At 75.4% G+C, this 25,690-nt stretch carries 24 protein-coding genes and 1 pseudogene; 19 read left to right on the forward strand and 6 right to left on the reverse strand.

The window, feature by feature from the left end:
* Nucleotides 1-14 precede the first annotated feature (14 nt).
* The 19 genes from larA to ACYVOF_RS01550 all read left to right on the forward strand — a co-directional run bounded on the left by larA (nt 15) and on the right by ACYVOF_RS01550 (nt 19,423).
* The gene (gene larA, locus ACYVOF_RS01460; RefSeq protein WP_460863616.1) at nt 15-1,310 is read left to right on the forward strand and encodes a nickel-dependent lactate racemase; all 1,296 of its coding nucleotides are present in this window, start codon (nt 15-17) and stop codon (nt 1,308-1,310) included.
* Nucleotides 1,307-2,104 carry an ATP-dependent sacrificial sulfur transferase LarE gene (larE, locus tag ACYVOF_RS01465; RefSeq protein WP_460863618.1) on the forward strand — a complete coding sequence of 266 codons (798 nt, stop codon included), beginning with the start codon at nt 1,307-1,309 and terminating at the stop codon, nt 2,102-2,104. Before larA ends, larE begins: the two co-directional genes overlap by 4 nt.
* Nucleotides 2,104-2,754: a nickel pincer cofactor biosynthesis protein LarB gene (gene larB / locus ACYVOF_RS01470; RefSeq protein WP_460863620.1), complete on the forward strand. Its 651-nt coding sequence runs from the start codon at nt 2,104-2,106 to the stop codon at nt 2,752-2,754. The genes larE and larB overlap by 1 nt, the downstream gene beginning before the upstream one ends.
* Entirely contained in the window at nt 2,751-3,884 is a 1,134-nt protein-coding gene (gene larC, locus ACYVOF_RS01475; RefSeq protein ID WP_460863622.1) for a nickel pincer cofactor biosynthesis protein LarC, read from the forward strand. The genes larB and larC overlap by 4 nt, the downstream gene beginning before the upstream one ends.
* A gap of 120 nt (nt 3,885-4,004) precedes the next feature.
* Entirely contained in the window at nt 4,005-4,793 is a 789-nt protein-coding gene (locus ACYVOF_RS01480) for an ARPP-1 family domain-containing protein (protein ID WP_460863624.1), read from the forward strand.
* On the forward strand, nt 4,790-6,475 hold the full coding sequence (locus ACYVOF_RS01485; protein WP_460863626.1) for an ADP-ribosylglycohydrolase family protein: 1,686 nt from the start codon (nt 4,790-4,792) through the stop codon (nt 6,473-6,475). Before ACYVOF_RS01480 ends, ACYVOF_RS01485 begins: the two co-directional genes overlap by 4 nt.
* A gap of 23 nt (nt 6,476-6,498) precedes the next feature.
* Nucleotides 6,499-6,987 carry an HD domain-containing protein gene (locus tag ACYVOF_RS01490; protein WP_460863628.1) on the forward strand — a complete coding sequence of 163 codons (489 nt, stop codon included), beginning with the start codon at nt 6,499-6,501 and terminating at the stop codon, nt 6,985-6,987.
* 79 nt (nt 6,988-7,066) lie between these two features.
* Nucleotides 7,067-8,695 (forward strand): nuclease-related domain-containing DEAD/DEAH box helicase, encoded by a 1,629-nt coding sequence (locus tag ACYVOF_RS01495; protein ID WP_460863629.1) that lies wholly within the window; start codon nt 7,067-7,069, stop codon nt 8,693-8,695.
* Between the two features lie 167 nt (nt 8,696-8,862).
* Complete coding sequence (locus ACYVOF_RS01500; RefSeq protein ID WP_460863631.1) at nt 8,863-9,165, forward strand: metal-sensitive transcriptional regulator; 303 nt, start codon at nt 8,863-8,865, stop codon at nt 9,163-9,165.
* 25 nt (nt 9,166-9,190) lie between these two features.
* Nucleotides 9,191-9,391 (forward strand): heavy-metal-associated domain-containing protein, encoded by a 201-nt coding sequence (locus ACYVOF_RS01505; RefSeq protein ID WP_460863632.1) that lies wholly within the window; start codon nt 9,191-9,193, stop codon nt 9,389-9,391.
* Nucleotides 9,391-11,610: a heavy metal translocating P-type ATPase gene (locus ACYVOF_RS01510; RefSeq protein WP_460863633.1), complete on the forward strand. Its 2,220-nt coding sequence runs from the start codon at nt 9,391-9,393 to the stop codon at nt 11,608-11,610. Before ACYVOF_RS01505 ends, ACYVOF_RS01510 begins: the two co-directional genes overlap by 1 nt.
* Nucleotides 11,607-11,957, forward strand: a complete 351-nt coding sequence (locus ACYVOF_RS01515) for an NADH-quinone oxidoreductase subunit A (RefSeq protein ID WP_460863635.1) — start codon at nt 11,607-11,609, stop codon at nt 11,955-11,957. Before ACYVOF_RS01510 ends, ACYVOF_RS01515 begins: the two co-directional genes overlap by 4 nt.
* On the forward strand, nt 11,948-12,844 hold the full coding sequence (locus tag ACYVOF_RS01520) for a hypothetical protein (protein WP_460863636.1): 897 nt from the start codon (nt 11,948-11,950) through the stop codon (nt 12,842-12,844). The genes ACYVOF_RS01515 and ACYVOF_RS01520 overlap by 10 nt, the downstream gene beginning before the upstream one ends.
* Nucleotides 12,841-13,752 carry an NADH-quinone oxidoreductase subunit H gene (locus ACYVOF_RS01525; RefSeq protein WP_460863638.1) on the forward strand — a complete coding sequence of 304 codons (912 nt, stop codon included), beginning with the start codon at nt 12,841-12,843 and terminating at the stop codon, nt 13,750-13,752. Before ACYVOF_RS01520 ends, ACYVOF_RS01525 begins: the two co-directional genes overlap by 4 nt.
* 11 nt (nt 13,753-13,763) lie before the next feature.
* Nucleotides 13,764-14,321: an NADH-quinone oxidoreductase subunit J gene (locus ACYVOF_RS01530; RefSeq protein WP_460863640.1), complete on the forward strand. Its 558-nt coding sequence runs from the start codon at nt 13,764-13,766 to the stop codon at nt 14,319-14,321.
* Entirely contained in the window at nt 14,318-14,623 is a 306-nt protein-coding gene (locus ACYVOF_RS01535; protein ID WP_460863641.1) for an NADH-quinone oxidoreductase subunit NuoK, read from the forward strand. Before ACYVOF_RS01530 ends, ACYVOF_RS01535 begins: the two co-directional genes overlap by 4 nt.
* Entirely contained in the window at nt 14,620-16,494 is a 1,875-nt protein-coding gene (locus ACYVOF_RS01540; protein WP_460863643.1) for a proton-conducting transporter transmembrane domain-containing protein, read from the forward strand. The genes ACYVOF_RS01535 and ACYVOF_RS01540 overlap by 4 nt, the downstream gene beginning before the upstream one ends.
* On the forward strand, nt 16,494-17,993 hold the full coding sequence (locus tag ACYVOF_RS01545; RefSeq protein WP_460863645.1) for a complex I subunit 4 family protein: 1,500 nt from the start codon (nt 16,494-16,496) through the stop codon (nt 17,991-17,993). The genes ACYVOF_RS01540 and ACYVOF_RS01545 overlap by 1 nt, the downstream gene beginning before the upstream one ends.
* Nucleotides 17,990-19,423, forward strand: a complete 1,434-nt coding sequence (locus tag ACYVOF_RS01550; protein ID WP_460863647.1) for an NADH-quinone oxidoreductase subunit N — start codon at nt 17,990-17,992, stop codon at nt 19,421-19,423. Before ACYVOF_RS01545 ends, ACYVOF_RS01550 begins: the two co-directional genes overlap by 4 nt.
* On the opposite strand, the gene ACYVOF_RS01555 is transcribed toward ACYVOF_RS01550, so the two are convergent.
* The 6 genes and pseudogenes from ACYVOF_RS01555 to ACYVOF_RS01580 form a co-directional block, all read right to left on the reverse strand.
* On the reverse strand, nt 19,424-20,593 hold the full coding sequence (locus ACYVOF_RS01555; RefSeq protein WP_460863649.1) for a GDSL-type esterase/lipase family protein: 1,170 nt from the start codon (nt 20,591-20,593) through the stop codon (nt 19,424-19,426).
* 23 nt (nt 20,594-20,616) lie between these two features.
* Nucleotides 20,617-21,126, reverse strand: coding sequence for an LppA family lipoprotein (locus ACYVOF_RS01560; RefSeq protein ID WP_460863651.1), 510 nt, complete (start codon nt 21,124-21,126; stop codon nt 20,617-20,619).
* A gap of 123 nt (nt 21,127-21,249) precedes the next feature.
* The gene (gene ppsA, locus ACYVOF_RS01565; RefSeq protein ID WP_460863653.1) at nt 21,250-23,658 is read right to left on the reverse strand and encodes a phosphoenolpyruvate synthase; all 2,409 of its coding nucleotides are present in this window, start codon (nt 23,656-23,658) and stop codon (nt 21,250-21,252) included.
* On the reverse strand, nt 23,655-24,536 hold the full coding sequence (locus tag ACYVOF_RS01570) for a pyruvate, water dikinase regulatory protein (protein WP_460863655.1): 882 nt from the start codon (nt 24,534-24,536) through the stop codon (nt 23,655-23,657). Before ACYVOF_RS01570 ends, ppsA begins: the two co-directional genes overlap by 4 nt.
* Nucleotides 24,537-24,640: 104 nt before the next feature.
* Complete coding sequence (locus tag ACYVOF_RS01575; RefSeq protein WP_460863665.1) at nt 24,641-25,381, reverse strand: ESX secretion-associated protein EspG; 741 nt, start codon at nt 25,379-25,381, stop codon at nt 24,641-24,643.
* A pseudogene (locus ACYVOF_RS01580) lies at nt 25,381-25,690 on the reverse strand (PPE family protein); the annotation flags it as partial. The gene ACYVOF_RS01575 and the pseudogene ACYVOF_RS01580, both read right to left, overlap by 1 nt.

Here is a 25,690-nt window from a genome sequence, read left to right on the forward strand (position 1 = left end):
ATCGGAGCCACCCCGTGCCCGACACGATCGACGTCCGCCTCGCCTACGGCCAGACCGGGCTCACCGTCGCCTTCCCCGCCGACCGCACCACCGTCGTCTCGCCGAAGGAGACCCCGGCCGCCCCCGACACGGCCGCCGAGCTGCGCCGCGCCCTGCGCGAGCCCGTCGCCGGCCCGCCGCTGCGCGACCTCGTCCGCCCCGGGCAGTCCATCGCCGTGTCGCTGTGCGACGCCACCCGCCCGCAGCCCCGCGAGGCCATGGTCCGCGCGCTGCTGGCCGAGCTCGAGGGCATCGCCACCCGGGACGACGTCACCCTGCTCGTCGCCACCGGCACCCACCGCGGCAACACCGACGCGGAGCTGCGGCAGATGCTCGGCGACGACCTCGTCGACACCATGCGCATCGTCAACCACGACGCCCGCGACGACGCCTCGCTGCGCTGGGTGGGCACCCTCGGCGACGGGGTCCCGGTGTGGCTCAACGCCCGCTGGGTCGACGCCGACGTCCGCATCACCACCGGGTTCGTCGAGCCGCACTTCTTCGCCGGGTTCTCCGGCGGCGGCAAGCTCGTCGCCCCCGGCCTGGCCGGCCTGGAGACGGTGCTGACGCTGCACGACGCCGCCCGCATCGGCTCCGAGCAGGCCACCTGGGCGGTCTGCGAGGGCAACCCGGTGCACGACGACGTCCGCGCCATCGCCGCGGCCACCGACGTCACCTTCGCGTTCGACGTCGCGCTCAACACCGAGCAGGAGGTGGTGGCGGCGTTCGGCGGGGAGATCCTGGCCATGCACGCCGCGGCCCGCGAGGCGGTGCGCGAGATCAGCATGGCCCCGGTGCCCGCGCTGTTCGACGTGGTGGTGACGACGAACTCCGGGTTCCCGCTGGACCAGAACCTGTACCAGGCGGTCAAGGGCATGTCCGCGGCCACCACGGTGGTCAAGCCCGGCGGGCTCATCATCTGCGCCGCCGAGTGCCGCGACGGCTTCCCCGACCACGGGTCCTTCCGCGAGGTGCTGGCCTCCGCGCCCACCCCGGAGGCGCTGCTGGCGGAGATCTCGGCCCGGGAGCGCACCGTGCCCGACCAGTGGCAGGTGCAGGTGCTGGCCCGGGTGCTGGCCAACAGCCGGGTGAGCGTGCACACCGACCACCTCGACGCCGACGACCTGGCCAGCGCGCACCTCGGGCACTGCCCCGACATCGCCGCCGCGGTGGCCGCTGAGCTCGAGCGGGTGGGCCCCGACGCGACGGTGTGCGTGCTGCCCGACGGCCCGCAGACCATCGCCTACGTCAGTGCACCGGTGCCGGCGTGAGCCTGGCCGCGTTGGAAGCCCGCCTGGCGCAGGAGGACCGGCTGCTGGTCGCCTACTCCGGCGGGGCCGACTCCGCACTGCTCGCCACCGTCGCCCACCGGGTGCTGGGGGAGCGCGCCGTGGCCGTCACCGCGGTGTCCGCCAGCCTGCCCGCGTCCGAGCGGGCCGCGGCCAAGGCGTTCGCCCGCGAGCAGGGCTTCGCCCACGTCGAGGTGGCCACCGACGAGCTCGACCGCCCGGAGTACGTGGCCAACACCGGGTCCCGCTGCTTCCACTGCAAGTCGGCCCTGTTCGACGCCCTCGAACCGATGGCCGCCGTGCTCGGTGCGCGCACGGCGCTGGGCACCAACCTCGACGACCTGGGTGACCACCGGCCCGGCCAGGCGGCGGCGGCGCAGCGCGGCTCGGTGTTCCCGCTGGTCGACGCCGGGCTGAGCAAGGCGGCCGTGCGGGCGATCAGCGCCGAGCTGGGCCTGGCGACGGCGGCCAAGCCGGCCGCGGCGTGCCTGAGCTCCCGGGTGGCCTACGGCGACGCCGTCACCGCCGAGGTGCTGGGCCGCGTCGAGGCCGCCGAGGAGTCGTTGCACCGCCTGGGGTTCGACGTCTGCCGGGTTCGGGCCCACGCCGACGGCACCGTCGCCCGGGTGGAGGTCGAGGACGTCGACCGCGCCGTGGCGCTGCGGTCCGAGGTGGACGGTGCGGTGCGCGCCGCCGGGTTCACCTTCGCCACCCTCGACCTGGCCGGGTTCCGCTCGGGGAGCATGAACCGGCTGCTCCCGCTCACCCCGGCCTGATGCAGCACTCCACCCCCGACCTCGACCGGGAGCGCCGCCAGGGCCTGCCCGAGGTGGTCTACGGCCCCGGCAAGACGCCGGCCGAGATCACCGACGTGGTCCGCGCCCTGCTCGGCTCCTCGACCGGGCCGGTGCTGGCCAGCCGGGTCACCGCCGAGGTGGCCGCGCAGGTCGACGTGCCCGGGGGCACCTACGACGAGGCCGCGCGGCTGCTGGTGTGGCGGGCCGCGGCGGCGGGGGACGTGCGGGTCGTCGTCGTCACCGCCGGGACCGCGGACGGGCCCGTCGCCACCGAGGCCGCGGCGGTGGGCCGGGCCATCGGGCTGCAGGTCAGTCAGGTCCGCGACGTCGGGGTGGCCGGGATCGACCGGGTGCTGGCCCGCGCCGACGAGCTGCGCGCCGCGGACGTGGTGGTCGTGGTGGCCGGCATGGAGGGGGCCCTGGCCAGCGTGGTCGGCGGGCTGGTGGCCGCGCCGGTCGTGGCCGTGCCCACCTCCACCGGGTACGGCGCCGCGCTGGAGGGGGTGACAGCGCTGCTGGCCATGCTGACCTCGTGCGCCGCGGGGGTGACGGTGGTGAACATCGACTCCGGGTTCGGGGCGGCGCTGGCCGCGCACCGCCTCGGCTGGGCCCTGCGGCGGCGCGGGTGATCCTCTGGCTGAACCCCGTGGCGGGCATCTCGGGGGACATGCTGCTGGGCGCCCTGCTCGACCTCGGCGCCCCCGTCGACGCCGTGCGGGCCGCCGTGGCCGCCACCGGCATCACCGGCTGGGAGATCCGGGTGGGCGAGACGCAGCGCCACGGGCTGCGGGCACGGCGGGCCGAGGTCGTGGTGGCCGACGACGTCCCCGCCCGCGCGGCGTCGGAGCTGCTGCGGCGGGTGGCCGACGTGCCCGTCGCGCTCGCCGCGGTGCGCGCGCTGGCCGAGGTCGAGGCCCGCACCCACGGGGTGTCGGTGGACGAGGTGCACCTGCACGAGCTCGGCGGCGTGGACACCGTCGTCGACACGGTCGGGGTGGCCGCGGCCGTGGCCGCGCTGGGGGTCACGCAGGTGTGGTCGGCGCCGGTGCGGCTGGGCCACGGGACGGTCCGTGCCGCGCACGGCCTGCTGCCCGTGCCCGCCCCGGCCACCCTGGCCCTGCTCGAGGGCGTCCCCGTCGTCGGCGTGGACGAGCCGACCGAGACCGTCACCCCCACCGGGGCGGCCCTGCTGCGCGCACTCGGCACCCGGTACGGTCCGCTGCCGCCGATGACGGTGCGCGCCAGCGGGTACGGGGCCGGGGGCCGCGACACCCCGGCGCGGCCGAACGTGCTGCCCGCCGTGCTGGGCGAGCCGGTGCCGGACGCGGCCGACGAGCTGGTGGTGTGCGAGTCCACGGTGGACGACGTCACCGGTGAGGTGCTCGGACTGCTGGTCGACGCGCTCCTCGGCGCCGGGGCGCGCGACGCGTGGCTGGTGCCCGTCACGGGGAAGAAGGGCCGCCCCGCGCACGTCGTCACCGCCCTGTGCGACGAGGCCGCGGCGGGGGCCGTCGAGGACCGGCTGCTGGCCGAGACCGGGTCGCTCGGGGTGCGCCGGCACAGCGTCACCCGCCGCGCCCTGCCCCGGCAGACCACCGAGGTCGCGCTGCACGGCGGCACGGTGCGGGTGAAGTGGGGCCCGCACCGCGGCAAGCCCGAGCACGACGACCTGGTGGCGCTGAGCCGGGCTACGGGCCTCCCCGTCCGCACCCTGGCCGAGCAGGTCCTCGCCGTCGCCACCCGCCCGCCGGGCAGATAGCAGGCTTGACGCCCCCACCGCGGCGTCCTGGGGGCGGGAAGCCTGCTTTTCGCCCCGGGGTTGACCCAAGCGCACGGGTGCGTTTATGGTTAGCGCATCGACAGTCTTAAGGGGGACGGCATGACCAGCACGCTGCACGTCGGCACGGGGACCCACCGCGGTCCGCTCTCGCTCTTCCCGGTGTGGCGCGCCACCGCCCCCGGCCCGGTCGTGGCGCTGGCCGACGAGCGCACCGTCGCCGTCCGCGAGCTCGACGACCCGCAGGTCCCGCGGCTGCGGGTCACCGCCACCACGCCGCTGCCGGTGCTGCTGCTCGACGGCCTGCTGCTGCGCGGCGGCTGGCAGGACCGCACCGCGGTCACCTCCGCCCTGCTCACCCCGGGCCGCGAGACCGACGTCGAGGTCCGCTGCGTCGAGCCGCACCGCTGGGGTGGCGCGACGGCGCACGTCGCCGGCGGCCGCTCCAGCACCCGGGTCCGGGCCGTCACCGAGCAGGACGAGGTGTGGCGCCGCGTCGCCCAGGAGCACGCCCGCCTCGCCGAGCCCCCCGCGGTCGACGACCTCGATCCGCTGCCGGGGCAGTCCGGGGTGCTGGTCGGCATCGGGGGCAGCCCGCTGGCCCTCGAGCTGTTCGCCCACCCCGACCTGCTCGCCGCCGCCTGGGCCGAGCTGGTGGCGGCCGCTGCCCGCGACGCCGCCGGGGCGCCCCTCCGGCGCACCACGTCCCACGACGCCCGCGGCTTCGCCGTCGCCGCGGCCGGCGTGGGCCTCACGGCCACCGGTCGGGCCGGTCAGGGCCGGGCGCTCCGCGGCTCGCGGGGCAGCCTGCACGGCCGCGGCGTGGAGTGGCGGGGCCGGGCCCTGCACACCTGCGTGCTCGACCACGCCCACCAGGCGGTGTCGGCGTGAGGCCCGAGGTGCTCGATCGCGCGGCCGGGGCGCTGCTCGGCTCCGCCGCCGGCGACGCGCTCGGGGCGGGCTACGAGTTCACCCACCCCGACCCCGGGACGACGATCGACATGATCGGCGGCGGGCCCTTCGGGTTCGCACCCGGCGAGTGGACCGACGACACGTCGATGGCCGTCGCCGTCGCCCGCGTCGTCGCCGACGGCCAGGACCTGCGCACGCCCGCCGCGCTCGACGCCGTCGCCGCCGGGTTCGACGAGTGGTACGCGGGCGGACCGAAGGACATCGGCAACCAGACCCGCGCGGTGCTCTCCCAGCGCCCCGGCTCGGCGGCGGCCATGACCGCGGCCGCAGCCGGGATCACCGGGCGCACCGGGGGCAACGGGTCCCTGATGCGGACGGCCGCCGTGGGTCTGGGCTACCTCGAGGGCAGCGAGGACGCCTGCGCCGACGCGGCCGCGGCCGTCTCGCTGCTGACGCACGCCGACGAGCGCGCCACCCAGGCGTGCCGGATGTGGTCCGTCGCCGTCCGCCACGCGGTGCTCACCGCGACGTTCGACGGGGTGCGCGGCTACCTGGCCACCCGGCCCGACGAGGACGCGCACTGGGGCCCGCTGCTCGACACGGCGGAGCAGGGCGAGCCGGCGGACTTCGCGAACAACGGCTGGGTGGTCCACGCGCTGCAGACCGCGTGGTGGGCCATCACCCGGGCCGACGCCGCAGGCCCGGAGCACCTGCAGGCCGCGCTCGAGCTCTGCGTCCGCGCGGGGCACGACACCGACACCACGGCCGCCATCGCCGGGGCCCTGCTCGGCGCGCGGTGGGGGGCGTCCGCAGTGCCGGCCCGCTGGCGCCGGGTGCTGCACGGCTGGCCGGGGCTGGCCGCCCGAGACCTGGTCGCCCTCGGCGTCCGGGCCGCCCGGGGAGGTGCCGACGACCGGGAGGGGTGGCCGTCGGCGCCCCGGGTGGACTACTCCCGCTTCGACACCGGGCACGTCACCACCCACCCGCACGACGACGGGGTGCTGCTCGGCGGCGTGGACGCGGTGGACCGGGACGACCACGACGTCGAGGTCGCGCTGTGCCGCATGGGTTCCGAGGTGCGCGACCGGGAGCGGGTCGAGTTCTGGCTCGTCGACGCCGACCACGCCAACCCCAACCTGGAGTTCGTGGTCGACGACGCGGCGGCGACGGTGCGGGCGCTGCGCGACGAGGGCAAGCGGGTGCTGCTGCACTGCGTCGAGGGCCGCAGCCGCACGCCCACCGTCGCCGCCCGTTACGCCCAGCTGCTCGGCCGTGACCCGGCGGACGTGCTCGCGGCGATGCCGTGGGCGCGGCCGCGGGAGGAGCTGTGGCGCAGCGTGGTCGGGGCGCCGGAGGTGGCCGCGACCCCTGACCGGCCGCGGCAGGTCACGATCTACGACCGCGACCGGCTCGCGGTGTGGGCCCGGCTGCTCGAGGACGGGCAGCTGCAGCTCGAGGGCCAGCACCTGTACGACGACGGCGAGGACTACGAGTACTTCCTCACCGTGCGCGACGTCGGGAAGGTGGTCGCTGCGCTCGGCGGTGCTCCCGGGGACGACGTGCTCACCCTGCTCCAGGCCCACGGCGAGGACGTCGTCGCCCACGGCGAGACCGAGTGGCTGCGCTCCCGCGCCATCTCCTACGAGACGTTCACCTACTGACCCCACCAACGACGGAGGAGCCCGTGACCCAGATCGAGACCGCCCGCACCATCGCGACCCGCGCCCACGAGGGACAGGTCGACAAGATCGGCGCGCCGTACATCGACCACCCCGCGCAGGTCGTCGACCTGGTGCAGCGGCTGCCCGGGTACGCCGAGGCGGACGAGGACGTGCAGCGCGACGCCGTGGTCGCGGCCTGGCTGCACGACGTCGTCGAGGACACCCCGGTGACGGCCGCCGACCTCACCGCGGCGGGGTTCACCGCGCGGGCCGTCGACGCCGTCGTCGCGCTCACCCGCACCGACGACGTGCCGCCCGACGACTACTACGCCCACGTGCGCGAGACCCCGGTGGCCCGGCTCGTCAAGACCGCGGACATCGCCAGCAACCTCGACCCGCGCCGCACCGCCCAGCTCGACGACGCGAAGCGGGATGAGCTCGCCCGGAAGTACGCCCACGCGCTGGACGCCCTCGGAGTGGACCGGTCGGTGGTCGACGCCCTGCACGCCTGAGGCCGGTCTGTCCGTTCCGTCCCGGCCGAGTCTGCGGCGCGGCAGGATCGGGCCGTCCGACGACGTGAGGAGTGATCGCGTGCCGTTCTGCCTGCCCGAGGAGCCGCGGCTGGCCAACCGGTCGGAGGAGGTCGTCTGGAAGGCCCTGGTCGACCAGTGCGGCCACGGAGACCTGCTCGTGGCCGGCCAGCGGGTCACCGACCGGGGCAAGGACCACGAGATCGACGTCGTGGTCGCCCTGGAGGGCCACGGCATCGTCACCGTCGAGGTCAAGGGCGGCGAGGTGTGGCACGACGGGACGTCCTGGCGGCAGCAGCACGGTCGGATCGACCCGGTGGGTCAGGTGAGGGCGGCCAAGTACGCGCTGCGTGAGGTCCTCGACCGCCACCCGCGGTGGAGAGGGCGGCGGGTCCGGTGGGCGCACGTGGTGGTGCTCCCGGGCAGCCGGCTGGCCGACGACTTCGAGACCCCCGACTGCCCGCGGTGGATGGTGGTCGACCACGCGCAGCTCGGCGACCTCGCCGGGCTGCTGCGCCGCGTCCTCGACGACCAGGACTCGACGAACCGGGACCTGACCGAGGACGACGTCGACGCGCTCCGCGAAGCCCTCGCCGGGCGTTCGCTGCCCCAGCGGGACGTCGTCGCCCGCGCAGCGGAGAACGACGAGGCCGCCGACCTGCTCACCGAGCAGCAGGCGGTGATCCTCTCGGCGACCCGTCACCTCAACCGGGTCGAGGTCCGCGGAGGCGCGGGCAGCGGGAAGACGTACCTGGCGTGCGAGCAGGCCCGCCGCCTCTCGCAGCAGGGCCTGCGGGTCGCGCTGGTCTGCTACTCCCACGGCCTTGCCTCGTACCTGCGCCGGCTGTGCACCGGGTGGTCGCGCCGGCACCGCCCCGGCTACGTGGGGGAGTTCCACGAGCTCGGGCTGCGGTGGGGGTCGGCCGAGGCGCCCAGCGACCCCGCGCTGCAGCCGCAGTTCTTCGAGCACGAGCTGCCGGCCGAGATGACCGACCTCGCCGACCGGCTGACCGACGGGCAGAAGTTCGACGCCATCGTCGTCGACGAGGCGCAGGACTTCGCCGACGCCTGGTGGACGCCGCTGCTCGCCGCGCTCCGCGACCCGGACTCGGGCGGGCTCTACGTGTTCTCCGACGAGGGCCAGCGGGTGTTCGAGCGGCACGGGACGCCGCCGGTGCCGCTGGTCCCGCTCGTGCTCGACGCGAACATCCGCAACACCCGGCCCATCGCGGAGGCCTTCACGCCGCTCGTCGGCCAGCGCATGCGTCTGCAGGGCGGGGACGGCCCCGCCGTGACCTTCCTGCCGTGCCAGTCCAGCGATGCGGTCGACGTCGCCGACGACGCCGTCGAGGCGCTGCTGAACAGGTGGAAGCCGGTCGACGTCGCGCTGCTCACCACGGGCAGCCGCCACCCGGAGCAGGTGGAGCGCCAGGCCGAGGGGCACGAGGCGTACTGGGACACGTTCTGGGACGCCGAGCAGGTGTTCTACGGCCACGTGCTCGGGTTCAAGGGCCTCGAGCGGCGCGCGGTGGTGCTGGCGCTGAACTCCGAGGCCGACGCGTCCCGGCTGCGCGAGCGGGTCTACGTCGGGCTCAGCCGGGCACGCGACCAGCTCGTCGTCTGCGGCGACCCGGACGTGGTGCGCGCGGTCGGCGGCGACGAGCTGGCCCGCCGCCTCGGCGCCGCCTGACCCCGTCCGCCCCGCGTCGGGCGCACTGTCCGGTGTTCGACCCCCACCTCGCCCCGCGACGGGCGCACTTTCCGGTGTCCGACCCCACCTCGGACCGCGTCGGGCGCACTCTGCGGTGGCCGCAGCCGGGCCGGGTTGCGGGCATACCCTAGGGGGGTACGGTAGCGATGACGACCGAGGGAGGCGCCGTGGCGGGCTACGCAGGCACCAAGGACGACCAGCTCAAGCGGCTGCGGCGCATCGAGGGACAGGTGCGCGGGCTGCAGCGGATGGTCGAGTCCGACACCTACTGCATCGACGTCCTCACCCAGGTCTCGGCCGCCACCAAGGCCCTGCAGTCCGTCGCCATCGGCCTCCTCGAGGAGCACATGGCCCACTGCATGGTCGAGGCCGCGCGCGCCGGCGGCACCGAGCAGGACGAGAAGGTCCGCGAGGCCTCCGACGCCATCGCCCGCCTCATCCGCAGCTAGCACCACCACCCACGAGGAGAGCACCGTGAGCACCACCTACACCGTCACCGGCATGACCTGCGAGCACTGCGTCGCCTCCGTCACCGAGGAGGTCGACGAGCTCGACGGCGCCTCCGTGGTCTCGGTCGACCTGGAGTCCGGCGAGCTCGTCGTCGACGGCGACGTGCACCGTGACCAGGTCCAGGCCGCCGTGCAGGAGGCGGGCTACGACCTGACGCCGGCCTGATGGCGGCGCCGACCACGGCGCGCCCCAGCCCGGAGCAGGACCAGCAGGTCGAGCTGGCCATCACCGGGATGACGTGCGCCTCGTGCGCGAACCGCATCGAGCGCAAGCTGAACAAGCTCGACGGGGTCACCGCCGACGTCAACTACGCCACCGAGAAGGCCCGCGTCCGCTACGCCGGCACGGTGACCACCGACGCGCTGCTGGAGACCGTGGCGAACGCCGGGTACTCCGCCGCGCTGCCCCCCGAGCCCGACGCCGAGACGGGACCCGCTGCGCCCGAGCAGGACCCGCTGCGTCAGCGGCTTCAGGTCAGCGCGCTGCTCACCGTGCCCGTGGTGCTGCTGGCCATGGTTCCGGCGCTGCAGCTCGGCGGCTGGCAGTGGCTCTCGCTCACCCTGGCTGCGCCCGTCGTCGTGTGGGGCGCGCTGCCGTTCCACCGTGCGGCGTGGACCAACCTGCGGCACGGCGCGACCACGATGGACACCCTGGTCTCGGTCGGGGTGCTGGCCGCGTTCGGCTGGTCGCTCTACGCCCTGTTCCTCGGCGACGCCGGGATGATCGGCATGCGCCACGGCTTCTCGTTCACCGCCGGTGGCGGCTCGGACGCGATCTACCTCGAGGCCGCCGCCGGGGTCACCACGTTCATCCTCGCGGGCCGCTACCTCGAGGCCCGCGCCAAGCGCCGCTCCGGGGCCGCGCTGCGCGCGCTGCTCGAGCTCGGGGCCAAGCACGTCGCCCTGCTGCGCGACGGCCGGGAGACCCGGGTGCCTGTCGAGCAGCTCTGCGTCGGGGACGAGTTCGTCGTCCGCCCCGGGGAGACCATCGCCACCGACGGCGTCGTCGTCGACGGCACCGCGGACGTCGACACCGCCACCGTGACGGGCGAGTCCGTGCCCGTCGCGGTCGGTCCCGGGGACGCCGTGGTCGGGGCGACGACGGACGTCGGCGGGCGGCTCGTGGTTCGGGCCACCAGGGTCGGCGCCGACACCCAGCTCGCCCGCATGGCGCAGCTCGTGGAGGAGGCGCAGCACGGCAAGGCCCAGGTGCAGCGCTTGGCCGACCGGGTCGCCGCCGTCTTCGTGCCCGTGGTCATCGCGCTGAGCCTGGGCACCCTCGTGGTGTGGCTGCTCGCCGGCGGGGGAGGGCAGGCCGCGTTCACCGCCGCCGTCGCCGTGCTCATCATCGCCTGCCCCTGCGCGCTCGGGCTGGCCACGCCGACCGCGCTCATGGTCGGCACCGGCCGCGGCGCGCAGCTCGGCATCCTGCTCAAGGGCCCCGAGGTCCTCGAGAGCACCCGGCAGGTCGACACCGTGGTGCTGGACAAGACCGGCACCGTCACCACCGGCCGGATGACCCTGCTCGACGTCGTGCCCGCCGACGGGGAGGACCGCGACGAGGTGCTGCGCCGGGCCGCGGCCGTCGAGTCCGGCTCCGAGCACCCCGTGGCCCGGGCCATCGCCGACACCGAGCACGCGGCCGTCCGCGGCTTCACCAACCTCCCCGGCCGGGGCGCGCGCGGCGAGGTCGAGGGCCGCACCGTCACCGTGGGCCGGGCCAGCCTGGTCGACGACGTGCCCGCCGAGCTGCAGGCCGCGCTCACCGCCGCCCGCGAGCAGGGCCGCACCGCGGTCGTCGTGGCCTGGGACGGCCGCGCCCGCGGGGTGCTCGCCGTGGCCGACACCGTCAAGCCGACGTCCGCGCAGGCGGTCTCGGAGCTGCGCGGCCTCGGCCTGCGGCCGGTGCTGCTCACCGGGGACGACGCGACCGTGGCCCACGCGATCGCCGCCGAGGTGGGGATCGAGGAGGTCCACGCCGACGTGCTGCCCGAGGACAAGGTGGCCGTGGTCGCCGCGCTGCAGGCGCAGGGACGCGTGGTCGCCATGGTCGGCGACGGCGTCAACGACGCGGCCGCGCTGGCCACGGCCGACCTGGGCCTGGCCGTGGGCACGGGGACCGACGTCGCCATCGAGGCCAGCGACCTCACCCTGGTCCGCGGGGACCTCCGGGCCGCGGTCGACGCGATCCGGCTGGCGCGGCGCACCCTGAGCACGATCAAGGGCAACCTGTTCTGGGCGTTCGCCTACAACGTGGCCGCGATCCCGCTGGCCGCGCTGGGCCTGCTCAACCCGATGATCGCCGGGGCCGCGATGGCGTTCTCCTCGGTGTTCGTAGTGACGAACAGCCTGCGGCTGCGCCGGTTCCGCTCGGTCACCGCGTGAACGGCCTCCCTGCGCTCGGGCTGCTGCTGGCGACCGTCCTGGCCGGGGTCGCCGGCCTCTACGGTGCGGCCCGGGCGGTGCGGGTGGCGCGGGAGCCGTTGCGCCGCTACCACTTCCTGTCCGGGATCGGCCCCACCGAGCACGCGGTCTCCCGCTTCCACGTGCGCTGGTACACGGTGTCGATGGTGTTCCTGGCCTTCGACATGGAGATGGTCTTCATGTACCCGTGGACGCTCGTGGTGTCCGAGGTCGGCGTCAAGGCCGTGGTGGAGATGTTCGGGTTCCTGCTGGTCCTGCTCGCCGGCGTCGCCTACGCCTGGCGGGAGGGGGCGCTGCGGTGGACCTGAGCTCGGCCCTGCGCCGGTTCGCCACGCCCCGGCCGCTGGTGGTGGCCGCCCCTGGCGCGCACCGCACCCGCTTCGCCGTCGAGGCCGCGCTGCGCGCCCGCGGCTGGACGGCCGTCGACAGCCCCGCCCGCGCCGACGTCCTCGTCGCCTGCGGTCGTCCCGGGCCCGAGCTGACCGCCGCCTTGGACGTGGTGTTCGACCAGCTGCCCACCCCCCGCGCCCGCGTCCTCGTCGACGACCCGTCCCAGGTCGACGACGCCCTGACCGAGGCCCGGGACCTGCTGGCCGACACCGCCGCTCAGCGCGACGACCACGCCGCCCGCAGCGCGGGCCCCGAGGACGGGGACATGCCGGGGTCGCTGGACATGGCCGGCAGCGCCCCGGACCGCGACGGCCTCGGGCTCGAGCAGCTGCACGTCAGCCTCGGCCCGGCCCTGACGGCCTGGCCCGCCGGGCTGCGGCTCGACGTCGCCATCCAGGGCGACGTGGTGCAAGAGGCCGCGGTGGTGGCGGTCGACGACGCGGTCGCGGTCGACGACGACCCCCGCGTGCTCGCCCTCGACGCCCTGGCCACCCTGCTGCTCGTGCTCGGCTGGGACGGCGCGGCCGGCCGCGCCCAGGTGGTCCGCGACGGGGGCAATGGTGTCGACGCGCTCGCCCGTCGGCTGCGCGGCTCCCGGCGGCTGCACGCCGCCACCCGCGGCCTCGGGGTGCACGACGGTCTCGACGCCCGTGACCGCTTGCTCCGCATGCTCGACGTCGCCGCCGGGGCCGACGCCCCGCTGCCCACCGCCGACCCCGCCGCGCTCGTCGTCGGCGCCGAGCTGGCCACCGCGCGGGTCGTCGTCGCCTCGCTCGACCCGTACCGGGTGGGGGTGCCGGCGTGACCGCGTGGCCGGTGTGGACGGTGGTGCTGGTGCCCGTGGCCGTCGCTGTGCTCGGTGTCCTGGCCGCGTCCGGGCAGGGCGTCCTGGTGGCCCGCGACGCCGGACGCCGGGTCGACCCCCTGGCACCGCTGCGGGAGACGGCGCGGCTGCTGGTGCAGCAGCCCCGCCGGGTCCCCGGTGCCGACGTGCTGCTCGCCCGCCTGGGGCTCGTGCTGCTGCTGTGCTCGGCCGTCCTGGCCGCGGCCGTCGTCCCCCTCGGCGGGCACGTGGTCCTCGACTCGACCGTCGGCGTCGTCGTGGTGAACCTGGCGGACGTCGGGGTGTGGGCCGGGTTGTGGCTGGCCGGGTGGGGCTCGAACAGCCCGTGGGGCCTGGTCGGTGGCTACCGGTTCCTGGCCCAGGGCCTGGCCTACGAGCTGCCGCACATGTTCGCGCTCATCACCGCGGCCACGGGGGCGGGGTCGTTGCGGCTGGCCGACGTCGCCGGCGCGCAGCACCCCGTGTGGTTCGTCGTCCTCATGCCGGTGGCGTTCGCGGTGTACCTGCTCTCCGCGCTGGGCCTCAGCACCTGGGGGCCGTTCGCCTCCCCGCTCGGCCGTGACGCCGCCGGGGGTGTCGGCGCCGAGCTCGCCGGGGTCGACCAGCTGCTGCTGCGCGCCGGGCGGGCGGCGTTGCTGGCCGCGATGGCGCTGGTGGCGGGGCCGCTGTTCCTCGGCGGTGGGGCCGGCCCGCTGCTGCCCGGCTGGCTGTGGACCCTGGTCAAGGCCGTCGGCGTGCTCGCCCTGCTGGTGTGGCTGGGCGCGCGGGGCCCGCAGGTGCGGGTGGAGCGGTTCACCGAGCAGGCGTGGGTGTGGCTGCTGCCGCTGGCGGTCGCGCAGACGGCCGTCGTCGCGGTGGTGGTCCTGTGAGCGGCGGGGCCGTGACCGTGCTGGCCTGGGTGTGCTCGCTGGGCGCCGTCGTCACCGCGTTCCTGGTGTTCCGGGTCAGCTCGATGGCCCGGGCCACCTACGCGCTGCTGGCGTCGTTCGCGTTCGTCGGGGTCGACCTGGCCCTGCTGCGGCTGAGCTACCTGGGTGTGGTCGTGGTGCTCATGATGGTCATGGAGATGGCCGTCATGGCCGTGTTCATGCTGCTGTACATGATGAACCCGGCCGGGCTGATGCCGATGCAGATGTACCACAACAAGTCCGGGGCGATGACGATCTCCGTCGGCTCGTTCGTCCTGCTCGGCGGGGGCGCCCTGCTGGTGCCCTGGCCGGACCGGGCCGGGGAGGTGCCCGCGGATCCGACGCTGCAGCTCGGCCGGTCCATCATGGGCCCGACGATGCTGGTGATGATGGTCGTCGGGGTGAGCCTGTTCGCCACCATCGTCGCCGCCGTCGTGCTGGCCACCGACCGCGGTCGCTACGACCGCTACGGCGACGACCTCGACGCGGACGTGCCGTCGGACCCGGTCCCGGGGGGTGTGGGGCGATGACGTTGCAGCTCGCGCTGCTGCTGGCGGCGGCGCTGTTCTCGATCGGGTTGTACGGGGCGCTGTCCCAGCAGTCCATCGTCATGATCATGATGGGGCTGGAGCTGGTGGTGAACGCCGTCGTCGTCGCCGCGGCCGCCTTCTGGTTCCACCTCTCCCCGGCCCGCGCCGACGCCCAGGTGCTCGTCCTCGTCGCCCTGGCCGCCATGGCCGTGGAGATGGCCATCGGGTTCGCCGCCGTCACCGCGATCTTCCGGGCCCGCGCCGCCGACACCACCGACGTGGCCACGGACCTGCAGGGATGACCGCGCTCGTCGCCGTCCCCGCCCTCGTCGGCCTGGGACTGCTGCTCCTGCCCGCGCTCGCCCCCGGCCGCGGGGAGCGGGCCGCGCTGCCGGTCGCGGTCGGGACCGCCGCCGTCACGGTCGGTCTCGCCGTGTGGGTGGTGCTGACGCGGCCGGCGCTCGTGGTGCGCGGTCTGCCCGGGGTGCCGGTGGTGCTCACCGTCGACGACCTGTCCGCGACCATGGTGCTCACCACGACGGTCGCCGGGCTGCTCGTGCTGCTGCTGGCGTGGGGCTCGCCCGAGGAGGGTCGGCGCCGCCTCGGCGGGCTGCTGCTGGTGTTCCTGGCCGCGGTGCTCGTCACCGTCACCGCCGGGACCCTGCTGACCCTGCTCGTCGCGTGGGAGCTCATGGGCGCGTGCAGCTACGCGCTCGTCGGGCACGCGTGGCGGGAGCGGCGTCGCGTGGCCGCCGGCACGACTGCGTTCCTCACCACCCGGCTGGCCGACGTCGGGCTCTACGTCGCCGCCGGGGCCGTCCTCGCGGCCGGGGTCCCCGCCGTGCCCCTGACCGGGCTCGACGTGCTGGCCGGCACCGGGTGGGGGCAGGTCGCCGTCGCGGGGATAGTCGTGGCCGCCCTGGGCAAGGCGGCGCAGCTGCCGTTCTCCGGGTGGCTCTCCGGGGCCATGCTCGGGCCGAGCCCCGCCTCGGCGCTGCTGCACTCCGCGGCCATGGTCGCCGCGGGCGGGTACCTGCTGCTGCGGGTCGCGCCGCTGCTCGAGGCCACCGGCTGGGCGCTGCCCGTGGCGTGCGTGGGGGCGCTGACCGCGGCGGTACTCGGAGTGGTCGCGCTGGTGCAGACCGACCTCAAGCAGCTCCTCGCCGCGTCGACGTGCGCGCAGCTCGGGTTCGTCGTGCTGGCCGCGGGCACCGGGGCGGTCGCCGGGGGAGCGGCCGTGCTGGTCGCCCACGCCGCGACCAAGGCGCTGCTGTTCGGGGTGGCCGGGACGTGGCTCGACGCGCTGGGCACCAAGGACCTCGACGGGCTGCGCGGCGCCGGGCGGGCGCGGCCCGTGGTCGGGGCGACGGCCGCCGTGGGGGCGCTGGGCCTGGCCGGGGTGCCGCCGCTGGCGCTGTGGGTGGGCAAGGACGCCGCCCTGGCCGAGGCGCCGACCCTGCTGCACCTGGCCGGGCTGCTCGCCGCCGCGCTCTCCGCCGGGTACGCCGCCCGCGTGCTGGCCGTGGTGCTGAGCCCAGGCCGGCCCGTCCCCGACACCGAGCAGGAGGGAACCCGCACCGTGCGCACCCCGACCACCGTGGCACTCGTCGTCCTCGCCGCTCTGGCCGCCGGGCTCGGGCTGCTGGGCCTGACCCCGCTGCGCGACGCGCTGCCCGGGCCGTGGGCGCAGCCGTCCGGGCTCGCCACCTCCGGGGTGCTCGCCGTGGTCGTCGACTCGGCCGTCCTCACCCTCGACCGCCGCCGCCCCCGTCGCCGCACCGCATGTAGCGGGCTAACTGTCGACCAGACCCCCGATTCGAGCCAGGTAGCCCGCTACATGCGGGGGGCGGCCCGGGAGTGGGTGGGGACGACCGCGCTGCTGACGTCGGTCGGGGCCGGGGTGGACGCGCTGGCGCGGGTGCTCGCGCGGGCCGACGACCGGGCCACCGACGGCCTGCTGCGCGCCGCCGGACCGGGCGTCCTCGCCGCCGCCACCACCCTCGACCGCCGCGCCGAGCCCGCGGCCCTGCGGCTGGCCACCGGCACCGCCGCGGCCACCCGGCGCCTCGGCGCGCTCACCCGGCGGCTGCAGACCGGCCAGCTCCACACCTACTACGCCCAGGCGGTCGTCGCGCTCGTGGTCCTCGTCGTGCTCCTCGTGGCGGTGCGCTGATGCTCGTCGCCCTGCTCGTGCTGCCCCTGCTCGTCACCCTCGGCCTGCTCGCCGCCCCCGCGGTCCCCGACCGGGCCGTCCGGTTGCTGTGGACCGGGACCGCGGCCGTCGAGGTGGTGCTCGTCGTCGTCACCTGGGTCCGCTTCGTCCGCACCCCACCGCCGAGCGGGTTCGCCGGCGAGGTCGACGTCGCCTGGATCCCGTCCGTGGGCAGCCGGGTCCACCTCGGGGTCGACGGCACCAGCCTGCCGCTCGTCGCCCTGACCGCCGTGCTGTTCCTGGCCAGCGCGGTCTACGCCGGTCCGCGCCGGGAGAACCTGCGCAGCTACGCGGCGCTGTTCCTGTTCCTGCAGGCGGTCTCGCTCGGGCTGTTCGTCGCCCTCGACCTGCTGGTGTTCTTCGTCTTCTTCGACCTCTCCATCGTCGGGGTGTACTTCGTCATCGCCGGGTGGGGGCAGGGGGAGCGGCGCCGGGCCGCGCTGCTGTTCTTCCTCTACACGTTCCTCGGCTCGCTGGCCCTGCTCGTCGGGTTCATCGGCCTCTACCTCGCCGCCGACCCGCACACCTTCGACATCCCCACCCTGGCCGCGGCCAACCCGCTCGCCGGCCGCGGTGTCCACGGCGCCGCCGTGCTGGGCGCGATCCTGCTCGGGCTGGCAGTGAAGACGCCCACGGTGCCGTTCCACTCCTGGCTGCCCCCGGCCCACACCGCCGCCCCCGCCGAGGGGTCCGCCATCCTGGCCGGGGTGCTGCTGAAGATGGGCACCTACGGGTTCGTCCGCATCGCGATGCCGCTGCTGCCGCAGGCGTGGCGGGCGTGGGCCTGGGCGATCGTCGTCGTCGGCGTCGTCTCCGTGATCTACGGCGCCCTGGTCGCCCTCGCGCAGACCGACCTCAAGCGGATGATCGCCTACACCAGCGTGAACCACATGGGCTACGTCGTGCTCGCCGTCGGCGCGGCCGGGCTGGGCACCGCGGCCGACCTCGACGCCCGCAGCGTCGCCGTCTCCGGGGCGGTGCTGCAGATGGTCAGCCACGGCCTCGTCACCGGGGCGCTGTTCCTGCTCGCCGGCGTGCTGCACGAGCGCGGCGGCACGTACGAGCTGCGGGCCTTCGGCGGGCTGGCCGGCCGCGCCCCCCGCTTCGCCGGGCTGCTCGCCCTGGGGGCGTTCGCCTCGCTCGGCCTGCCCGGCCTCTCGGGGTTCGCCGCCGAGTTCCAGGTGTTCACCGGCAGCCTCGCCACCGCCCCCGTCGCGGCGGCGATCGCCGTGCTGGGCATCGTCGTCACCGCCGCGCTGTTCCTGCGCGCCCTGCAGACCCTGCTCACCGGACCGGCGGCGGTGCCGCCGGGCACCACGTTCCCCGACGTCCGCCGCTCCGAGGTGCTCGCCGTGGGCCCGCTGCTGGCGCTCGTCGTGGTGCTCGGGGTGTACCCGTCGCTGGTGCTCGACGTCATCGCCCCCGCGTCCACCACGATCGTCGGCCTGGTGAGCCGGTGAGACCCGACGCCCCCGAGGTGGTCTCGGCGCTGCTGCCCGAGCTCGTCCTCGTCCTCGGCGCCGTCGCCGGGCTGCTCGCGGGCTCGTTCCTGCCCCGGCAGCGGCAGTACTGGGTGCGGATCTGGGGGGTCGCGATCTGTGCCGGGGCGGCGGTGCCGTCCGCGGTCGCCCTCACCCAGCCCGCGCGGTACGTCTACGAGGGCACCTACGCCATCGACCCCGGCCTCGGCGTCACCCGGCTCGTCGTCCTGGCTTCGCTCGCGCTGACCCTGCTGCTGGCCGGGGACACCATCGCCGGGGACCGCCGCGAGACCGAGGTCGTGGTCCTGCTGCTGCTCGCCGCACTGGGCACGATCGTGCTCGGCGGGGCGTCGGACCTGCTCGTCGTCGTGGCCGCGTTCCTGCTGCTCAGCGTCCCGCTCTACGCCCTGACGGGGTACCGGGGGACGTCCGCCGGCACCGAGGCCGCGCTCAAGCAGTACCTGCTCGGCGCGCTCGCCGGGGTGCTCCTGCTCGTCGGGGTGGCGCTGCTGCTCGGGGCGGGCGGCGGCACCGACTACGCCACCCTGGCCACCACCCTGCCCGGGGCGGCGCGGGTCACGGTCGTGGTCGGGGTCGTCGCCGTGCTCGCCGCTCTGGCCTTCGAGCTCGGCGCGGTGCCGCTGCACTTCTGGGTGCCCGACGTGGTGCAGGCCGCCCCCGCCCCCGTCGCCGCGTTCACCTCCACCGTGCCCAAGCTCGGGGCCGCCGTGGCCCTGGCCCGGCTGCTGGCCGTCCCGCTGCGACAGTCCGGTGTGGACTGGTCGCTGGCCGTCGCGGTCGTCGGTGCGGCGAGCATGCTGCTGGGGGCGCTGGCCGCGCTGGGGCAGGACGACGTGCGCCGGCTGCTGGGCTACTCCACCGTCAGCCAGGTCGGCTTCGTGCTCATGGCCGTGGCGGTCGCGGGACGGACGGGCCAGGCCCTGCCGTCGCTGGCGCTGTACCTGGCCGCATACGCGGTGACCAACCTGGCGGTGTTCGCCGTGGTGTGCGCCCTGCCGCGGGCGACGACCCTGGCGCACTACCGGGGCCTGGTCCGCGAGCACCGGTGGCTGGCCCTGGCCCTGGCCGTGGGTCTGCTCGGGCTGGTCGGCACCCCGCCCACCGCGGTGTTCGCGGGCAAGGTCGCGGTGTTCACCGCCGCGGCCGACGGCGGGCTCGGCTGGCTCGTCGTCGTCGCGGCCGTGGCCACCGTGGCCAGCCTCGGGTACACGTTGCGGTGGCTGGTGCCGGTGTTCCGGCCCGGGCCCAGCGACGCCGCCGTGGTCGGCACCCCGCTGCCGTGGGCGCGGGCCGCGGCGCTGCTGGGCGCGGTGGTGTCGGTGCTGCTCGGGCTGGCCGGCGGCGTGGTGCTCGACGTGGCCGGCGGCACCCCGCCGTTCGTGCGGTAGCTACAGCGTCGCGAGGTCCACCGCGGCCGCCATCGCGGCGTACCCGGCGTCGCCGGGGTGCAGGCCGTCGCCGGAGTCGTAGGCGGAGGCCAGCCGCGTCGGGTCGGCCGGGTCGCGCACCGCGGCATCGAGGTCGACCACCGCGTCGGCCACGGTGGAGCCGCGGATCCACGTGTTCACCGCCTGCCGCACCGCCTCGCCCTCCGGGGTCGCGACGGCCGCGCCGCCGTAGGGCGTCAGCGTGCCCAGCACCAGGCGCACCCCGCGTTCGTGCAGCCGGGCGGCGACGGCGGTGTAGGCGTCGGTCAGCGCGTCCGGGTCGACCGCGCCGCGGGAGCGGGCGATGTCGTTGATGCCCTCCACCAGCACCACCGTGCGCACCCCCGGCTCGTCGAGCACGTCGCGCTCCAGCCGTTCCCCGAGCGCCTCCCCGGCGGTGCCCCGGTCCGCGAGCACCTCGTTGCCGCCGATGCCCGCGTTGAGCACCCCCAGGCGCAGCCCCGCGGCCCGCAGCCGGGCGGCGAGCGCGTCGGGGTAGCGGCGGTCAGCTCCGGCCGTGGAGCCCACCCCGTCGGTGATGGAGTCCCCCAGGGCGACGACGGCGCCGGCCGTGCCCGGGGCGGGGACGTCGATGCCGGCCAGGAAGTACCAGGACGTGCTGACCGGCCGGAACCCGTCCCCGGTGCCGGCGTAGGTGGTCGCCGCCGCCCCCGGGTGCTGGGTGGCCGGGCCGGTGGGGCCGGGCAGGGCGGTGGTGACGAGGACGTCGGCGCCGTCGGGGGCGGGCAGCGGCACCGGGTCGGAGGCGATCTCCTCGCCGGCGGGCACCGTCACCACGCCGGACCCGCCGAACGTGGCCGCGACGGTCGGGCCGCCGGCGGCGAGGCCGAGGGTGGTTGCGGCGACGAACAGCGGGGTGGTGCCGAACGCGTTGGTCAGCCGCAGCCGCAGCGTCGGCCCGCCCAGGGAGAGCTGCACCACCTGGCGCAGCGTCGTGCCACTGAACCCGTCGGCGGCGAGGCCGTCGTCGCCCGGGACGGTGGCCGCGGTGGCCCAGCTGCCCGTCCACCCCGCGGTGTCCGGGGCCGCGGCGGGGACCGGCGGTGCGGGTGCGGGGGCCGGGCTGCAGCCGACGAGGACCGCGGCCAGCAGGACCAGCAGCGCGCGCACCGCGTCATGCTCGCAGGACCTGCTCACCCCAGGGGGTGGCACCCCGTGGTGGCGCGGACCGTGGTGCCCGACGCGTCGGTGGCCAGGTCGAGCCAGCCCCCGTCGGCGGCGGTGAACCGCACCCGGTGGGCGTCGGCGCGGTCGACGAGCAGCTCCACCTCGTCGTAGCCGTTGGACGCCGCGGAGTGCTCGGCGGAGGCCAGCACCGCCGGCCACACGGTGAGCACCGCCGCGCTCGTGCTGTCACCCAGCTCGCGGGCCAGCCCGCCCAGGCCGTCCAGCGGCGGCAGGCACTCCAGGGAGCGGCCGCCGTCGGTGACCGTCCAGTCCAGCCCGCCCGCGGTGGTGGCCACGACGGCGAGCAGCTCGCGGCGGGTGGCGTTCATCGTCGCGGCGGCCTGGTCGACGGGGGTGCGGGACGCCAGCGCGGACCGGTCCGCCGTCCGCGGGTCCGGCGTCGCGGTGTCGCACCCGGCCAGCAGGCCCAGCGCGCAGCAGGTCGCGACGGCAGCGCGCGCGGCTGGGATCGGCATCCGGACCTCCCGGGGGTGGGGAGACCGTACGGCGCCGGCGGGCCCGCGTCACGGGCGTGTCAGACGACGATGTACCGAACGTACGTTCTGTACAGACTGCTCACAGCACCATCCCCGGCCGGTTCACCCCAGCTTGGCCAGCGCCAGCCAGGTGTCGACCACGGTGTCCGGGTTCAGCGACATCGACTCGATGCCCTGCTTGAGCAGCCACTCCGCGAGGTCCGGGTGGTCCGACGGACCCTGCCCGCAGATGCCGACGTACTTGCCGCGCTCCCGGCACGCCGTGATGGCGAGCTCGAGCATGCGCAGCACCGCGGGGTCGCGCTCGTCGAACCCGGCGGAGACCAGGGCGGAGTCGCGGTCCAGGCCCAGGGTCAGCTGGGTCATGTCGTTGGAGCCGATGGAGAAGCCGTCGAAGTGCTCCAGGAAGTCCCCGGCGCGCACCGCGTTGGAGGGCAGCTCGCACATCATGACGACCTGCAGGTCGTTCTCCCCGCGGACCAGGCCGTTCTTCCCCAGCAGCTCGATGACGCCCTTGGCCTCGGTCACCGTGCGGACGAACGGGATCATGATCTTGACGTTGGTCAGGCCCATGTCGTCGCGCACGTGCTTGAGCGCCTCGCACTCCATGGCGAAGCACTCGGCGAAGTCTTCCGAGAGGTACCGCGACGCCCCGCGGTAGCCGAGCATCGGGTTCTCCTCGTCGGGCTCGTAGACCTCGCCGCCGAGCAGGTTCGCGTACTCGTTGGACTTGAAGTCGCTCATCCGCACGATCACCGGCTCCGGCGCGAAGGCCGCCGCGATCATCGAGACGCCCTCGGCCACGCGGTCGACGAAGAACTCCCGCGCCGACGGGTAGGCGGCGATGCGCTCCTCCACCTCGCGGCGCAGCGTGCCGTCGAGGGTGTCGAGGTCGAGCAGCGCCTTGGGGTGGATGCCGATCTGGCGGTTGATGATGAACTCCAGCCGCGCCAGGCCGACGCCGTTGTGCGGCAGCCGCGAGAAGGAGAACGCCTGCTCCGGGGTGCCCACGTTCATCATGATCTTGGTGGGGATCTCGGGCATGTCGTCGAGCTTGGTCTCGGTGACCTCGAAGTCGACGAGGCCGTCGTAGACCAGACCGGTGTCGCCCTCGGCGCAGGAGACGGTGACCTCGCGGCCGTCGGCCAGCTCGCGGGTGGCCGAGCCGGTGCCGACGACGGCGGGGATGCCCAGCTCGCGGGCGATGATCGCGGCGTGGCAGGTGCGCCCGCCCCGGTTGGTGACGATCGCGCTGGCCCGCTTCATGATCGGCTCCCAGTCGGGGTCGGTCATGTCGGCCACGAGCACGTCACCCTTGTCGAACTCGTGCATCTGCCCGAGGTCGGTCATCACCTTGACCGCGCCCGCGCCGACCTTCTGCCCGATGGCGCGGCCCTCGATGATGGTGGTGCCGCTGCCGGTGACCTTGTAGCGCTCGGAGGTGGTGCCGACGCGGGACTGCACCGTCTCCGGCCGGGCCTGCAGGATGTAGATCGTCCCGTCGCGGCCGTCCTTGCCCCACTCGATGTCCATGGGGCGGCCGTAGTGCTCCTCGATCTTGAGCGCCTGGCGGGCCAGCTCGGTGAGGTCGTCGTCGGTCAGCGAGAGCCGCACCCGCTCGGCGGGGTCGACGTCGACGAACGCGGTGGAGCGGCCCACGGCGGCGTCGTCGGTGTAGACCATCTTGGTGGCCTTCTCCCCGACGCTGCGCTTGAGCACGGCGGGGCGGCCGGCGCGCAGGGCGGGCTTGTAGACGTAGAACTCGTCGGGGTTCACCGCCCCCTGCACCACGCCCTCGCCGAGGCCGTAGGCGGAGGTGATGAACACGGCGTCGGGGAAGCCGGACTCGGTGTCCATGGTGAACATGACCCCGGAGGCGCCGACGTCGGAGCGCACCATCTGCTGCACCCCGGCGGACAGGGCGACGGCGTCGTGGTCGAACTCGTGGTGCACCCGGTAGGCGATGGCCCGGTCGTTGTGCAGCGAGGCGAAGACCTCCCGGATGGCTTGGAGCACCGCGTCGATGCCGCGGACGTTGAGGAAGGTCTCCTGCTGCCCGGCGAAGGAGGCGTCGGGCAGGTCCTCCGCGGTGGCGCTGGAGCGGACCGCGAACGAGGCCTCCTCGTCGCCCCCGACGAGCTGCTCGTAGGCGCTACGGATGTCGGCCTCGAGCGCCTCCGGGAACGGCTGGGCGACGACGAGCTCACGGATCTCCTTGCCCGCCTCGGCCAGGGCTCGGGTGTCCTCGGTGTCCAGCGCGCGCAGCCGCTCGGAGATGCGCTCGGCCAGGCCGGTGTCGCCCAGGAAGCGGCGGTACGCGGCGGCGGTGGTGGCGAAGCCGTCCGGCACGCTCACCCCGGCGTCGGCCAGGTTCGAGATCATCTCCCCGAGCGAGGAGTTCTTGCCGCCCACGTCCTCGAGGTCGGCGAGGCCGATCTCGGAGAACCACCGGACGTTGTCGGCGTCGTCCGGCGGCGGCGTGACCGAGGTGCTGTCGGTGCTGGTGCTCATGGGGTGGGGTCCTTCCTCGAGCGGGTCCTGGCCGCGGTGGCCTCGGCGGCGAGCCGACGTTCCCGGGACAGGGTCTGGATGACGACGGCCGCGATCTCCTCGACGGAGGACGCGGACGTGTTGACGACGGGCAGCCGGTGGCGGGAGTACATGGCGTCGGCGGCGCGCAGCTCGGCGCGGACCTGCGGCTCCGAGGCGTAGCGGGAGTCGGGCCGGCGCTCCTGGCGGACGCGGTGCAGCCGGCTGACGGTGGTGGTGAGGCCGAAGCACTTGCTGCGCAGGTCCCGGATGGGCCGCGGCAGGTCGGTGGTCTCGAGGTCCTCGTCGACCAGCGGGTAGTTGGCGACGAAGAGCCCGTGCTGCAGGGCCAGGTACATCGCGGTGGGGGTCTTGCCGCAGCGCGAGGGGGCGATGAGGACGACGTCGGCCCGGTCGAGGCCGCGGGTGCCCAGGCCGTCGTCGTGCTCCATGGCGAACTCGATGGCGGCCATGCGGTCGTTGTAGCGGCGGACGTCGCCGACCCCGTGCAGCCGGCGGGACTCGTGCAGCCCGCGGACGCCGAGCTGGGCCTCGACCTTGCCCATGTGCAGGCCGAAGAAGTCGATGATCGGCGCGGTGGTCTTGAGCAGCTCCTCGCGCACCTCGTCGACCGCGGCGGTGGTGAACACCAGCGGCTGGACCGGCCCGGCCATGGCTTCGTCGAGCTGGGCGACGACCTCGCGGGCCTGCTCGACGGTGGAGATGAACGGGATCAGGGTGCGGTCGAACTGCAGCTCGGGGAACTGGATGAGCAGGGCGTTGCCCATCGTCTCGGCGCTGATGCCGGTGGAGTCGGACAGGAAGAACACGGGGATGACGCTGCTGCTCCCGTTGTCCACGACCGGACCTTAGCCGCGCGGGTGTGTGGTCGGGGAGGGCCGGCGGCCGGGGCTCGTGGTGGTGTCTCCCGGAGGGTCTGTGCAGGACGTACGTCGGCGACGGGTCAGCCGGCGCCGAGCTCGACGACGGCGCGGACGAGGCTGTCGCGGTCGGTGGGGACCAGCGAGAGCCACAGCTCGCCGTCGCCGTTGCGCTCCCGGATGCTCCAGCGGCCGTCGACGGTGTCGAGGACGGTGATCTTGCGGGGGTTGCGGGTGCGCTTGCCCAGGTCGTCGCGGTGCGCGGCGTAGAGCTGGGCGCCGCCGAGCCGCGGCCGGGCGAAGACGGCGTGCACCCGGTCGAGGGTGGTGGAGCCGTGGTTGGTGCTGAGGATCCCGGTGGGGGCGGGGGCCTGGGTGAGGGCGTCGGCCGGGAAGTTCAGCGGTGAGCCCGAGGCCTTGCGCAGGACGGGCAAGGTGTCCACGAGCGACTCGGCGGCGTTCCCGACCCGGATCCCGCGGATCTCGACGGTCTCGGGTCCGACGTCGGCTAGCACCGCGTCCTCACCGCGGCTGGCGACGAGCCGCGCGGTGGCCGGTCCGTCCTGCGTGCCGGCCCAGCCGTAGAGCTCCCGGGCCGGACGGGCGAGCAGGGCGAACAGGTCGCACACCTCGCCGGTGAGCCGGCCCTGCCGGACCCAGCCGATGCCGGCCAGCTCGTCCCACGTCTGCTCGACCAGGGCGTTGCGCTCGGTCCACGTGGCGCCCGGGGAGGCGGTGATCAGCGGGGTCGGCCGCTCCCCGAGGTCGAGGTGCTCCCAGATGACGTCGAGGGCGAGCAGGCTGATCCGCGCGGGCGGGAGCATCACCGCGGCGGGTCCCCACCGATCACCGGCGGGCTGACCAGCTGCTCCACGCCGAAGGCGTCGACGGTCTTGAGGAACTCCGGCGTCTGGTGCTCGTCGTCGTCCCCGCCGCCGCGGCGTCCGCCGCCCATGCCCATCGGGGCACCGGTGGCTCCGCGGCCACCCGCGGCCGTGCCTCCGCCGCCGACTGCGCCCTCGCCCGCCGCGGCCGAGCCGCCGGGGCCGAAGCCGCCGCGCGCCCGCGTGCCCGACGAGCCGCTGCCCGTCCCCGAGCCCCCGGGGCCGAAAGAGCCGCGCCCGCCGGCGCTG

It is taken from the genome of Rhodococcus aerolatus, from assembly GCF_054783215.1.